The sequence below is a fragment of the Paracoccus lutimaris genome (assembly GCF_003337565.1).
Taxonomy (GTDB): domain Bacteria; phylum Pseudomonadota; class Alphaproteobacteria; order Rhodobacterales; family Rhodobacteraceae; genus Paracoccus; species Paracoccus lutimaris.
Genome location: NZ_QPJL01000005.1, coordinates 83,664 through 96,088, shown reverse-complemented (window position 1 = coordinate 96,088; position 12,425 = coordinate 83,664). Strand labels below are relative to the sequence as shown.

At 68.1% G+C, this 12,425-nt stretch carries 12 protein-coding genes; 5 read left to right on the top strand and 7 right to left on the bottom strand.

Features of this window, described 5'->3' with window-relative positions:
• The first annotated feature begins 29 nt into the window (after positions 1-29).
• Positions 30-731: a tRNA (guanine(46)-N(7))-methyltransferase TrmB gene (trmB, locus tag DFP89_RS06570; RefSeq protein WP_114348743.1), complete on the top strand. Its 702-nt coding sequence runs from the start codon at positions 30-32 to the stop codon at positions 729-731.
• A 55-nt stretch (positions 732-786) separates the two neighbouring features.
• On the top strand, positions 787-2,121 hold the full coding sequence (gene aroA / locus DFP89_RS06565) for a 3-phosphoshikimate 1-carboxyvinyltransferase (protein WP_114348627.1): 1,335 nt from the start codon (positions 787-789) through the stop codon (positions 2,119-2,121).
• 97 nt (positions 2,122-2,218) lie between these two features.
• On the opposite strand, the gene DFP89_RS06560 is transcribed toward aroA, so the two are convergent.
• Together DFP89_RS06560 and lysM are read right to left on the bottom strand one after the other, a co-directional pair.
• The gene (locus DFP89_RS06560; RefSeq protein WP_114348626.1) at positions 2,219-4,105 is read right to left on the bottom strand and encodes an acyl-CoA synthetase; all 1,887 of its coding nucleotides are present in this window, start codon (positions 4,103-4,105) and stop codon (positions 2,219-2,221) included.
• A gap of 125 nt (positions 4,106-4,230) precedes the next feature.
• Entirely contained in the window at positions 4,231-4,728 is a 498-nt protein-coding gene (gene lysM, locus DFP89_RS06555) for a peptidoglycan-binding protein LysM (RefSeq protein WP_114348625.1), read from the bottom strand.
• Positions 4,729-4,888: 160 nt separating this feature from the next.
• Between lysM and DFP89_RS06550 the strand changes: the two genes are divergently transcribed.
• Positions 4,889-5,389 (top strand): CAP domain-containing protein, encoded by a 501-nt coding sequence (locus DFP89_RS06550; RefSeq protein WP_245948612.1) that lies wholly within the window; start codon positions 4,889-4,891, stop codon positions 5,387-5,389.
• 28 nt (positions 5,390-5,417) lie between these two features.
• Here DFP89_RS06550 and DFP89_RS06545 read toward each other — a convergent pair whose 3' ends face one another.
• The 5 genes from DFP89_RS06545 to tsaD are packed head-to-tail and all read right to left on the bottom strand — an operon-like array spanning position 5,418 to position 9,978.
• Complete coding sequence (locus tag DFP89_RS06545; protein ID WP_114348624.1) at positions 5,418-7,223, bottom strand: ABC transporter transmembrane domain-containing protein; 1,806 nt, start codon at positions 7,221-7,223, stop codon at positions 5,418-5,420.
• Positions 7,224-7,269: 46 nt separating this feature from the next.
• A complete protein-coding gene (locus DFP89_RS06540) occupies positions 7,270-7,695 on the bottom strand; it encodes an EVE domain-containing protein (RefSeq protein WP_114348623.1) in 426 nt (141 codons plus the stop codon).
• Positions 7,695-7,967 (bottom strand): YciI family protein, encoded by a 273-nt coding sequence (locus tag DFP89_RS06535; RefSeq protein WP_425452642.1) that lies wholly within the window; start codon positions 7,965-7,967, stop codon positions 7,695-7,697. Before DFP89_RS06535 ends, DFP89_RS06540 begins: the two co-directional genes overlap by 1 nt.
• Positions 7,967-8,911 (bottom strand): NAD(P)H-dependent glycerol-3-phosphate dehydrogenase, encoded by a 945-nt coding sequence (locus DFP89_RS06530; protein WP_114348621.1) that lies wholly within the window; start codon positions 8,909-8,911, stop codon positions 7,967-7,969. The genes DFP89_RS06535 and DFP89_RS06530 overlap by 1 nt, the downstream gene beginning before the upstream one ends.
• A complete protein-coding gene (gene tsaD / locus DFP89_RS06525) occupies positions 8,908-9,978 on the bottom strand; it encodes a tRNA (adenosine(37)-N6)-threonylcarbamoyltransferase complex transferase subunit TsaD (RefSeq protein WP_114348620.1) in 1,071 nt (356 codons plus the stop codon). Before tsaD ends, DFP89_RS06530 begins: the two co-directional genes overlap by 4 nt.
• 75 nt (positions 9,979-10,053) lie before the next feature.
• Between tsaD and DFP89_RS06520 the strand changes: the two genes are divergently transcribed.
• Both DFP89_RS06520 and DFP89_RS06515 read left to right on the top strand, forming a co-directional pair.
• A complete protein-coding gene (locus DFP89_RS06520; RefSeq protein WP_114348741.1) occupies positions 10,054-10,755 on the top strand; it encodes a uroporphyrinogen-III synthase in 702 nt (233 codons plus the stop codon).
• A 130-nt stretch (positions 10,756-10,885) separates the two neighbouring features.
• Entirely contained in the window at positions 10,886-12,418 is a 1,533-nt protein-coding gene (locus tag DFP89_RS06515) for a COG4223 family protein (RefSeq protein ID WP_114348619.1), read from the top strand.
• Positions 12,419-12,425 lie beyond the last annotated feature (7 nt).

Below are 12,425 nucleotides of genomic sequence, written 5' to 3'. Positions count from 1 at the left end.
TTGCCATGGGCCGGGCAAAGCGCCGGCCCATGAGCGAATTCGATCCCACCCCTCCGCGCCGCAACTTTTACGGCCGCCGTCACGGCAAGACCCTGCGCCAAAGCCAGAAGGGCTATCTGTCCGAAGATCTGGGCAGCCTGCGCCCGCGTGGCATTACCGTGCAGGATAATCCTGAACGGCACCGGATCGACCCGGCCTCGATCTTTGGCGATGACCGCCCGATCTGGCTTGAGGTCGGCTTTGGCGGTGGCGAGCACATGGTCCACATGGCCGCCCGCTACCCCGAAATCGGCATCATCGGCTGCGAGCCTTTCATCAACGGCGTCGCCATGCTCTTGGGCAAGATCCGCGCGGCGGGCGTTGAAAATGTCAGCGTCCATCCGGGCGATGCGCGCGACCTGATGGATGTGTTCCCCGATGCCTCGGTCGACCGGGCATTCCTGAACTATCCCGACCCCTGGCCCAAGGCGCGTCATCACCGCCGCCGCTTTGTCACGCCCGAGCATCTGATCCCGCTGGCGCGCGTGATGAAGCCCGGCGCTGAATTCCGCGTCGCGACCGACATTCCCGATTACGTCCGCCAGACGCTGGAGGAGGTCCCGCCCGCCGGTTTCGATCTGGTGGCCGAGGGGCCCGCGCCCTGGGATGACTGGCTCTCGACCCGCTATGAGCAAAAGGCGCTGCGCGAGGGGCGGGTGCCGCATTATGTGACCTTCCGCCGTCAGGGTTGATTGCAAGCCGGCCCTGTGATCGCTATCACCTTGCGCGAACAGCCAAAGGTGTCCCATGTCGCATTCCGCCGAACCGCTTCCCATGACCGCCCGCCGTTCGGGGGCACTCAAGGGCGAGGCCCGCGTGCCCGGCGACAAGTCGATCAGCCATCGCGCGCTGATCCTTGGGGCACTGTCGGTGGGCGAAACCCATATCACCGGCCTGCTGGAAGGCCAGGACGTGCTGGACACCGCCAAGGCCATGCAGGCCTTTGGCGCCCGCGTCGAGCGTCTGGGCGAAGGTGAGTGGAAGGTGAACGGCGTCGGTGTCGGCGGCTTTGCCGAGCCCGAGGGCGTCATCGACTGCGGCAATTCCGGCACCGGCGTGCGACTGATCATGGGGGCGATGGCGACAACCCCCATCACTGCGACATTCACCGGCGATGCCAGCCTGTCGCGCCGTCCCATGGGCCGTGTCACCGACCCGCTGGAGCTTTTCGGCTGCGAGATCACCTCGCGTGAGGGCAAGCGCCTGCCGGTGACCATCAAGGGCGCGGCGGATCCGGTGCCGGTCCGCTACAAGACCCCGGTCGCCAGCGCGCAGATCAAATCCGCCGTGCTGCTGGCCGGGCTGAACGCGCCGGGCCAGACCGTGGTGATCGAGGCCGAGCCGACCCGCGACCATACCGAGCGCATGCTGGCGGGCTTTGGCGCCAGCATCACCACCGAAGTGACCGATGAGGGCCGCGTCATCACCCTGACCGGCCGCCCGGACCTTAAGCCGCAGCCGGTCGCCGTGCCGCGCGACCCCTCCAGCGCGGCGTTTCCGGTGGCGGCGGCGCTGATCGTGCCGGGATCCGAGATCCGGGTGCCGGGCGTCAGCCGCAACCCGACCCGCGACGGGCTTTACGTCACGCTGTTGGAAATGGGCGCCGACATCACCTTTGAAAACCCGCGCGAAGAGGGGGGCGAGCCGGTCGCCGACCTGCTGGTGCGCTATAGCCCGGCGCTGAAGGGCGTAACCGTCCCGACCGAGCGCGCCGCCAGCATGATCGACGAATTCCCGATCCTGTCGGTGATCGCGGCCTTTGCCGAGGGCACGACCGTCATGCAGGGCGTCCATGAGCTGCGCGTCAAGGAAAGCGACCGCATCGACGCCATGGTCGTGGGCCTGCGCGCCAATGGCGCCCATGTCGAGGATACCGAGGACACCATGACCGTCCACGGCACCGGCCATCTGACCGGCGGGGCGGTGGCGGTCACGCATCTGGACCACCGCATCGCCATGTCGTTCCTGGTCGCGGGGCTGGCCTCGGACCAGATGATCTCGGTCGATGATGGCGGCCCGATCGCCACCTCGTTCCCGGATTTCCTGCCGCTGATGCGGGCCTTGGGCGCACAGATCGACTGATCCTGCGCCCTCGTTTCAGGTGACGCCCGCCCAAAGGCGGGCGCTTGCCATGATAGGCCGGGGCGTCACGCCCCGCCGCCCCCGCCGTGCGCGGCGCTCAGACCCATTCCCAGGGCCGGGTAAAGCGGCCGAGGCAGTCGGTCACCGCCTGCTGGTCCACCTCGCCCTTGCGCCCCAGCCGCGCGACAAGGCCGCGCTTCTTGTCGTCGACGACCTCGGCCACCTCGGCGGCAATCCCGGCATCGGCCAGCGCGGTGTCATAGACGCGCTTGATCGCCATCTTGCGCAGGTCCGGCTTGAAGATCTTGCCGACCGCGGTCTTGGGCAGCTCGGTCAGGATCTCGATATGCTTGGGGACTGCGGCGCGTTCATGGATATGGTCGCGGGCATGGGCGGTCAGCTCGTCGACCGTGACCGTAGCACCGGCCACCAGTTCGACATAGGCGGCGGGCAATTCGCCGGCAAAGCTGTCGGGCTGGCCAATGGCGCCGACAAAGGCCACGGCGGGATGCGAAAGCAGCGCGTCCTCGATCTCGGCGGGGTCGATATTATGGCCGCCGCGGATGATCAGGTCCTTGGCGCGGCCGGTGATCCACAGATAGCCGTCGGGGTCGATCCGGCCCAGATCGCCGGTGCGCAGGAAGCGGTCCTCGGCAAAGAGGTCGTGGTTCTTGTCGGCCTCGGTATAGGTCGAGCCCTCGAAGACGCCCGGGTTGCCGACGCAGATCTCGCCGATCTCGTCGATGGCGCATTCGTCGAAACCGCCGGGGTGGCGCTTGAGGATGCGCACATGGCTATAGGGCAGGGGCACCCCGACCGAGCCGATCTTCTTGAACCCGTCGACGGGGTTGCAGGACACAAGGCAGGTTGCCTCGGTCAGGCCGTAACCCTCGGCGATCTCGACACCGGTGGCGGATTTGAAGCGGTTATACAACTCGACCGGCAGCGGGGCCGAGCCCGAAATCGCGGTCTTGAGCGATGAGACATCGGCATTGACCGGGCGCTGCATCAGCGCGGCGATGGCGGTGGGCACGGTGATCAGGAAAGTGGCCTGCCAGCGTTCGATCAGCTTCCAGAAGTTGTCAAAGACCCCCTCGCCGCGATAGCCGGCGGGGGTGGGCATGACCATATGCGCCCCCGACATGATGCAGGACATCAGAACCGGATAGGCGGCAAAGACGTGAAACATCGGCAGAGGGCACAGCAGCACGTCCTTTTCGTTGAACAGCAGCACGCCGCCCAGCCAGCCGTTATAGATCATGCCCGATTGCTTGTGCTGGGCGACCTTGGGCGTGCCGGTGGTGCCGCCGGTATGGAAATAGGCGGCGACGCGGTCCTCGGTCACCTCGTCGAAGATCAGGCGGTTGTGGCGCTGCGCACTGGCGGCGGCCTCGAAATCCATGACTTTCGCGTGGTGGCGGGTGGGGGTCTTGGGGCGCATCAAGGGCACAAGCAGGCGCTTGATGCCGGTCAGGTACTGGCGCAGGTCCACCTCAAGCACGGTCTGGACATTGGGGGCCAGGGCGACGGCGGCGGCGGCCTTCTGCGCGATGTCGGACTTGGGAAAACTTTTCAGCGTCACCAGCACCTTGGCGCCGGTTTCGCGAAGAATTCCGGCGATCTGTTCGGGCTCGAGCAGCGGGTTGATCGGGTTCATGATGCCGACGGTCGCGCCGGCGATCAGCGCGATTGGCGCCTCAAGGCAGTTTGGCAGCAGATAGGCCACCACATCCTTGCGGCCGACGCCCAGCTGGCTGAAAAGATTCGCGGTCTCGGTCACGCGCTCATGCAGGTCGGTCCAGCTCAGCGTCCGTGCCGGCGCATCGGGCGCCGAAAACAGCTGAAAGCTGATCGCGGGGCGCTGCGGATGGGTGTCGCGCATCCCGGTCAGGGCTGCGTAGATACTATGCGGCAGCTTGCGCTCGGCATAGAGCATCTCATTCTCGACCGCGTCGCGGTCTGCGACTGACGCGAACCTGACCATTGATGTTCCTCCCGGATCGTCCTTCGGGGTCTCCTGGCCCCGGGGTGAGCATGGTCCGAAACATGGTGCCGGGGCAAGTTCCAGCCACGCCCCGGCATGTCAAAACGCAGCGTCAGAACGTCAGGTCAGGTCTGCGGAATGCGCAGGGTCTGGCCCGGATAGATCTTGTCGGGATCGCTGAGCATGGGCTTGTTGGCTTCGAAGATCTCGCGGTAACGGTTTGCACTGCCCAGATAATGCTTGGCGATGGCCGAGAGCGTCTCGCCCTTCTGCACGGTATGGAAGACCGGCTTGGCGCCAGCCGGGGCCGGGGTCTCGGTGGTGGTGTCGGGGGCCAGCTCGACGCGGGCGATGCCCTTGATGTTGCCAAGCGCCAGGACCAGCTTTTCCAGCGTCTCCTGATCGCGGGCCTTGCCCGAGATGATGATCGTGTCACCGCCGCGCAGCGTCAGATGCACGTCCTTGGCGGTCAGCCCCAGCGCCTTCAGCTCGGCCTTGAGCGCGGCGACCTTGCGGTCGGTGTCGCTTTGGGCGGGCTGGGCGGCGGCGGGTGCCGGCGCGGCCTCGGCCTCGCTGCCAAGAACCGATTTCCCTGCATCCTTCACGAAATCCCAGAAAGCCATCGCTATTCCTTTCAGATTGACTTGATTGGGCAACGTTTGGCCGACGCGGCGGTTCCCGGACATTTTAGACAATCAATGGTTGAGAAATTGAACTGAGAATCCTAGCTTCGCGGCAGGAATAGGGGGTCAAATGCTGTCGAAAATAGTCAAATCACTGATTGTGTTTGCTTTTTCCGGTCTGCTGGCAATGCCGGTGGCGGCGGTCGATGTGAAGATATCGACCAAGTCGCCCAGTCTTGGTCCGGTCACCTGCTACAATACCTCACGTCACGAGAATGAGGCGGCGGTCCGCGCCACCAATGCCACCCGCAAGCAGCGCGGGCTGAAGCCCCTGCGCGCCAATGCCGATCTGGCGCTGGCGGCGGCGCGTCATGCCTGCGACATGGCGCAGCGCAGCGTGGTCTCGCATCGCGGCGTCGGGACGCGCGGCCCGATGCAGCGGGTCAAGAAGACCGGCTACAAGCCCAGGCTGACCGCCGAAAACATCGCCGCCGGCCCCTGGGGACAGGAGCGGGTGCTGGTGGAGTGGGAACGCTCCAGTGGGCATCTGGCCAATATCCTGATCCCGCAGATCCAGCATTACGGCATCGGCAAGGCGATCGCTGCCGATGGCAAGACGGTGTTCTGGGCGGCGGTCTACAGCGCCCCCAAACGGCGCTGAGCCAGCAGCGCGGCGGAATGGCGGCGGGCTATTCCGCCGCCGCGGCCCCGGCATCGGCAAAGCCTTCGGTGAATTGTAGCCGGGCCAGACGCGCATAAAGCCCGCCCTGCGCCACCAACTCGTCATGCCGGCCCTGCGCCACGATGCGGCCATGGTCAAAGACCACGATGCGGTCGGCCTTTTTCACCGTCGCCAGCCGATGCGCCACGATGATCGTGGTGCGGGTGCGGGCCAGCTCGTCCACCGCCTCTTGCACCAGCCGTTCGGATTCCGCGTCCAGCGCGCTGGTCGCCTCGTCCAGCAGCAGGATCGGCGCGTCGCGCAGGATGGCGCGGGCAATGGCGATGCGCTGCTTTTGGCCCCCCGACAGCATCACGCCGCGTTCGCCCACATAGCTGTCATAGCCTTCGGGCAGCAGGGTCAGGAATTCGTCGGCATGGGCGGCGCGGGCGGCGGCCTCGACCTCGGCATCCGAGGCGCCGGGTCGGCCAAAGCGGATATTCTCGCGCGCGGTGGTGGCAAAGATCACCGGGTCCTGCGGCACCAGCGCGATGGCCTGGCGGAAATCGGCCCGCGCCATGTCGCGCAGATTGATCCCGTCCAGCCGCACTACGCCGGCATCAGGGTCCCAGAACCGCTGGATCAGCTGGATCACGGTGGTCTTGCCGGCGCCCGAGGGGCCGACCAGCGCCACGGTTTCGCCGGGCGCGATCTCCAGCGTGACGTTTTCCAGCGCCGAGCGGTCGGGCCGGCTGGGATAGTGGAAGGTCACCTCGTCGAAATCGATCCGGCCCTTGACCGGGCGGGGCAGGGGCACAGGATGGACGGGGTCGCGCAGGCTGTCCTCGGCGGTCAGCAGCTCGGTCAGGCGCTCGGTCGCGCCGGCGGCGCGCTGCAATTCGCCCCAGATTTCCGAAAGCGCGCCGACGGCACCGGCGACCAGCACGGCATAGATGACGAATTGCACCAGTTCGCCCACGGTCATCGTCTCAAGCCGGACATCGCGGGCGCCGATCCACAGCACCCCCAGCACGCCCGAAAAGATCAGGAAGATCACGATCACGGTCATCACCGTGCGCGTCTGCACCCGGCGCAGCGCCGAATCGAACGAGCGCTCGGTCACATCGTCAAAGCGGGCGCGGGTCGGGCCTTCATGGGTGAAGGCCTGCACGGTCTGCGCCGACAGCAGGCTTTCCGAGGCCGCGCCCGAGGATTGCGCGATCCAGTCCTGATTTTCGCGCGAAAGCCCGCGCAGCCGCCGGCCCAGCACGATGATCGGGACGACAACCACCGGCACCAGCACCAGCAGCAGCAGCGAGAGCTTGGCCGAGGTCCAGACCAGCATGACCATGCCGCCGATCAGGATCAGGAAATTGCGCAGCGCGACCGACACGGACGAGCCGATCACCGACTGGATCAGCGTCGTGTCGGTGGTGATGCGGCTGATGATCTCGCCGGTCAGCACGCGTTCGTAAAAGGCCGGGCTCATGGCGATGACGCGGGCAAAGACGGCCTTGCGGATATCGGCGACGACGCGCTCGCCCAGACGGGTGACAAGGTAATAGCGCAGGCCGGTCCCGGTCGCGAGCAGCGCCACGATGGCCAGCGCCGCGCCGAAATACTGATCCAGCAGATGCGCGCCCGCGTCGAACCCGTCCACCACCCGGCGCACCGCCAGGGGCAGGATCAGGCTGATCCCCGCGGTCACCACCAGCGCCGCCATCGCCGCCAGCATCAGCCCGCGATAGGGGCGGATGAACGGCCAGAGCGCGCGCAGGGCGCCGATGCGTTTCGTCGTCGGACGGTCGGCGATGATGGTGGGCGTGCGTGCCATGTCTTTCCTTTCGGTGCCGGCCTTGGGGCCGGTGCCTAACTTGCGCTTACAGTGGCCGGGTTCCGCCGGCGAGTTCTAGAATGACCTGCCATTCCGCGTCCGAGACCGGCTGCACCGACAGGCGCGAATTATTGACCAGCACCATGTCTTTCAGGCGCGGCTCGGCCTTGGCCTCGTCCAGCGAGATCGGGCGCGTGACCCGCGCCACGGCGCGGATATCGACGCATTCCCATCTGGGGTCGGCGGCTTTCGAATCCGGATGGGCCAGCGCCACCACCTCGCAGATGCCGACGACCTCCTTGCCGATATTCGAGTGATAGAAGAAACCGCGATCGCCGATCTGCATGGCGCGCATGTTGTTGCGGGCCTGATAATTGCGCACGCCGTCCCATTCCTCGCCCGTCTCGCCCTTGGCGATCAGGTCGTCAAAGCTGAAGACGTCCGGCTCGGATTTGAAAAGCCAATGCGCCATCAGCCGATCACCTTTTTCCACTCGATCACCTCGACCGAGGCAAACAGATCCGCCGCCTTGTAGGGATCGGTCGCGGCCCAGTCCTTGACACGGGTCAAATCCTCGGCCTCGACCACCAGAAGCGAGCCGCGCATCTCGCCCTCTTCGATTAGGGGGCCGGCCATCTTCAGGCCGGGCTGGGCTTTCAGAAAGGCCAGGTGCTTTTCACGGGTGTCCAGACGGGTTTGCAGCTTGCCGGCATGGTCGCGGCAGATCACGGCGAAAAGGGGCATCATTCCTCCTTGAGGGGACGGTTCAGCAAAAGGTTCAGGGCATGTTTCATGGCGATGCGGCCTTCGGCAAGGCCGGCCACCAGATCCGAGATCGGCATCTCGATGCCCTTCTGGCGGGCAAGCGAGCTGACGGCGCGGGCGGTGGCGGCGCCCTCGACCGTGGTGCCCTGCGCAAAGGGGCGGCCGGCCCCCAAAGCAAGGCCATAGCGGAAATTGCGCGACTGTTCCGAGGTGCAGGTCAGGACCAGATCGCCCAGTCCCGAAAGCCCGTTCAGTGTCTCCGGCCTTGCGCCAAGCGCGCTGGCAAGGCGCTGCATTTCGGCAAAGCCGCGGGTGACGACGCTGGCTCGCGCGCTGTCGCCGTAGCCCGCGCCGATGGCGGCGCCGGCGGCAATGGCGATGATGTTTTTCAGCGCCCCGCCCAGTTCCGCGCCCGCGACATCCGTGGTGCGGTAAAGCCGCAGCGAGGCGGTGGTCAGGTCGGTCTGCAGCGCCTCGGCGGCCTGCGGATCGGCGCAGGCGAGCGTCAGCGCCGTGGGCAGCCCGCGCGCGATATCGGTCGCAAAACTGGGTCCGGTCAGCACCGCCACCGTGGCCTTGGGACAGGCCGCCGCGATCAGGGCCGAGGGGCCGGTCAGTGTCGCCAGATCGATGCCCTTGGCGCAATTGACCAGCCGGCGGCCGTCCAGCCAATCGGCATGTTCGGTCAGGAAACCGCCCAGCACCTGCGCGGGTAGCGCCAGCAGCAGGGTTTCCGAGTCGATTTTCTCCAGCCGGGCGGTCACCTGCAATCCGGCGGGCAGGCGCACGCCGGGCAGGCGCGGGTTCTCGCGCTCGCGCGCCCAGCCGGTATCGCGTCCCCACAGCGCGACCTGCCCCTTGCTGGCCAGACTGACCGCCAATGCGGTGCCAAAGGCCCCCGCGCCGATCACCGAAACGCTCATGCCTTGGCCCCCTTCTTGCCCGCGCCCAGCATCGGGGCGGCGTTCTGATCCAGCGGCCAGCGCGGACGCGCGGCCAGGTCCATGCCGTCGCGCTGGCCGGCGTTGTAAGCCTCGATCCCGGCCCAGGCGATCATCGCGGCATTGTCGGTACAAAGCCGCAAGGGCGGCGCAAGAAAGGCGGCGCCGGCTTCGGCGGCGATGGTTTGCAGCGCCGCGCGCAGGGTCTGGTTGGCGGCGACGCCCCCGGCCACGGCCAGCACCGGCGCGCCGGTCTGCGCGAGCGCGCGGCGGGTCTTTTCAGCCAGCACATCCGCGACCGCCGCCTGAAAGCCCGCGCAAAGATCGGCGCGGTCCTGTTCATGCAGGCCCCCCTGCGCGGCGGCCAGATCGTCGCGCTGGCGCAGCACGGCGGTTTTCAGCCCCGAAAAGCTGAGATCGCAGCCCGGCCGGTCCAGAAGCGGGCGGGGCAGGGCAAAACGCCGGGGATTGCCCGCGCGCGCCGCCGCCTCGACCGAGGGGCCGCCCGGTTGCGGCAGGCCCAGAAGCTTGGCGATCTTGTCGAAGGCCTCGCCCGGGGCGTCGTCGATGGTGCCGCCAAGGCGGGTAAAGCTGTCGGGGCCGGTCACCGACAGGAACTGGCAATGCCCGCCCGAGACCAGCAGCATCAGATAGGGATAGGCCACGCCATCGGTCAGGCGCGGGGTCAGCGCATGGCCCGCCAGATGGTTCACGCCGATCAGCGGCAGCCCGCTGCCGATGGCCAGCCCCTTGGCCAGCATGACGCCCGACAGCACGCCACCGATCAGCCCCGGCCCGGCGGTGACCGCGATCCCGTCCAGATCGGCAAGCCGCAGGCCGGCCTGCGACAGGGCCTCCTCGACGCAGGCATCCAGTTTCTCGGCATGGGCGCGGGCGGCGATCTCGGGGACGACGCCGCCGAAATCGGCATGCAGCGCGGTCTGTCCCGCCACTACCGAGGCAAGGATATCACGGTCGTCGCGCACCACCGCCGCCGCGGTGTCGTCGCAACTGCTTTCGATGCCCAGAAAGGTCAGTGCCATGCTTATCCTTGTTCCTGTGCGGCCAAGGGCCTAGGCAATGGGACGTAACATCTTGCCCCGCCGATTTCCATGCCGCGTGCCATGCCTTCTGACACCTCGTCTTCCGACGCCGCCCCCGTGCTGCTGCTGACCCGGCCCGAGCCGGCCTCGCGGCGTTTTGCCGCAGAGGCCGCGCATCTGGGGCTGGAAACGGTGATCGCGCCGGTTCTGCGCATTGTGCCGGTCGCCCATGATACCGCGCGGCTGGCGCAGGCGCAGGGGCTGGTCTTTACCTCGGTTCATGCGGTGCCCTGGGCCGGTCCGGGGCAGGGGCGGCCCGCGATCTGCGTCGGACCGGCGACGGCCGAGGCGGCGCGGGCGGCGGGGTTCAATGTGACCGAGGGGCCGGGCGACGCGGCGCGGATGATGCCGCTGCTGGCCGGGTTGGGTGAAGACTGGCTGCATCCGCATGGCGCCCATGTCGCTAGGCAGCTGCCGGTGCCGGGGATGGTGGTCTATGACCAGATGCCCCAGCCGCTGACGGATGCCGCGCATCGGGTGCTGGCGGGCAGCGCGCCGGTGATCCTGCCGCTGTTTTCGCCGCGTTCGGCCGGGTTGCTTTCGGCGCAGCTGGGGCAGGCGCATGCGGCGCTGTGGCTGGTGGCGATCAGCGCCGCTGCCGCCGCCCGGTGGCAGGGTCGGCAGGACCGCCTTGCCGTTGCGGCAATCCCCGATGCCATGGGCGTGCTGCGAGCGATTGGGACGCTGCTGAAGTCCCGGGACTTGCCGGAACAATCCATGTGACGCGCGGGTTGAGGCGCTGCGCCGTGCCGTCTAGACTGACCGCCAGAGCCAGAGGCACGATCGCCCCCAGCCGGCACGGCACAGGCGCAAGCCAGCTGCGGCGCGATCCATAAGGGAACGGGGAAGAGTTGTGAAAAAGCCAGAGACCGATGCCAGCGAAAACAAGGCAACCCCCGGAAAGGACAGCAAAAAGAAACCCGTATCAGGGGCGGTGATCGACAGCCATCCGATCAGCGCGGGCGATGGTGCCGCTGCCGCCAAGTCTGAGCCGAAGCCGCTGGTCGAGTCGAAGCTGGTCGGTTCGGGAAAGGGGCCGGAGGCCGCCGCGCCCAAAGCCGCGACCGGGCCGAATGCCGCAGCCGAATCGGCCGCAGCCGCGAAATCCGCCGCCAGCAGCGTGCCCCCGGTGACGAAATCCGAGCCGGTCAAGGAGGCCGCCAAGCCCGAGCCGGTGAAGCCCGCCGCCGCGCCCGCCACCCCTTCTGCCGCCGCCCCGTCCGCCAATGCGGCCCCCAATCCGGCCCCCGCGACCAAGGTCGAGACCCGCGTGGTCGAGGTGCGCAAGGCCGGCTTCATGCCGACCTTTCTGGGCGGTGTGGTCGCGGCCGGCCTTGGTGCCGGCGCCGCCTATTGGGCGATTCCGCATCTGCCCGCCGCATGGCAACCGGTCGCGCCCGCCGCCGCCCCCGCCGAGGGCCAGCTTGAGGCCGCCCGCGCCGCCGGGGCCGAGGCCGCGACCGCCGAATTCCGCACCCAAACCGAGGCCATCGCCAACCGCGCCGCCGAGGCCGGGGCCGATGCCGCGCGTCAGGCGCTGGCCGATCTTCAGCCCCCGGGCGATGTCTCGGCACTGACCGGCCAGCTGGCGGCGCTAGAAAAGACCGTCGCCGATCTGGCCGCGCGCCCGGTCGTGGCGCCCGTCGTCTCGGGCGAGGGGGGCGAGCAGATGCAGGCGGTCCTGAACGAGATGACCGCCCGGCTGGCCGCCCAGCAGCAGCGCCTTGACGAATTGGCCTCGCGCCCGGCAGGGGATGCCGGCTCGGCCGAGCAATTGCAGGGCTTCGTTGCGCAGGCCGAGGCGCTGCAAAGCCAGATCGCCGCCTCGGCCGCCGAGGCCGAGCAGCGCATTGCCGCCGCCGAATCGCAGGCCTCCGCGCTGCAGGACAGCGCCGAGGCCGCGAACCGCCGTGCACAGGCCGCGACGGCCGCCGCCGCCTTACGCGCCGCCATCGAGACCGGTGGCAGCCGCGATCAGGCGCTGACCGATCTGAATGCTGCGGGTGTCGCGCCGCCGGCGGTGCTGACCGGCGATGTGCCGACGCTGGAACAGCTGCGCGCCGAATTCCCAGCCGCCGCCCGTGCCGGGCTGGCCGCCGCGCTGAACGCCGCGCCCAATCAGGGCGGGGCCTTTGGCGTGATCGGGGATTTCCTGCGCGTGCAGACCGGCGCCCGCTCGGTCGAGCCGCGCGAGGGGGATGATCCCGACGCGGTGCTCTCGCGCGCCGATGCGGCGGTGAAGGCCGGCGATATTCGCGGCGCGCTGGCCGGAATAGCCAGCCTGCCGCAGCCGGCGCAAGAGGCCATGGCCGGCTGGACGACCCGTGCCCAGATCTGGGTTGATGCCGATACCGCGCTGGCCACTTTGGCCGCCGGCAGCCTGTAAGGGGGAT

Coding starts and splice junctions, on each gene's coding strand:
- DFP89_RS06530 (WP_114348621.1), bottom strand. CDS start 8,911: ATGAGCGTTTCGGTGATCGGCGCGGGGGCCTTTGGCACCGCATTGGCG.
- trmB (WP_114348743.1), top strand. CDS start 30: ATGAGCGAATTCGATCCCACCCCTCCGCGCCGCAACTTTTACGGCCGC.
- DFP89_RS06545 (WP_114348624.1), bottom strand. CDS start 7,223: ATGGCACGCACGCCCACCATCATCGCCGACCGTCCGACGACGAAACGC.
- aroA (WP_114348627.1), top strand. CDS start 787: ATGTCGCATTCCGCCGAACCGCTTCCCATGACCGCCCGCCGTTCGGGG.
- lysM (WP_114348625.1), bottom strand. CDS start 4,728: ATGGCTTTCTGGGATTTCGTGAAGGATGCAGGGAAATCGGTTCTTGGC.
- DFP89_RS06560 (WP_114348626.1), bottom strand. CDS start 4,105: ATGGTCAGGTTCGCGTCAGTCGCAGACCGCGACGCGGTCGAGAATGAG.
- DFP89_RS06520 (WP_114348741.1), top strand. CDS start 10,054: ATGCCTTCTGACACCTCGTCTTCCGACGCCGCCCCCGTGCTGCTGCTG.
- DFP89_RS06535 (WP_425452642.1), bottom strand. CDS start 7,967: ATGCCCCTTTTCGCCGTGATCTGCCGCGACCATGCCGGCAAGCTGCAA.
- DFP89_RS06540 (WP_114348623.1), bottom strand. CDS start 7,695: ATGGCGCATTGGCTTTTCAAATCCGAGCCGGACGTCTTCAGCTTTGAC.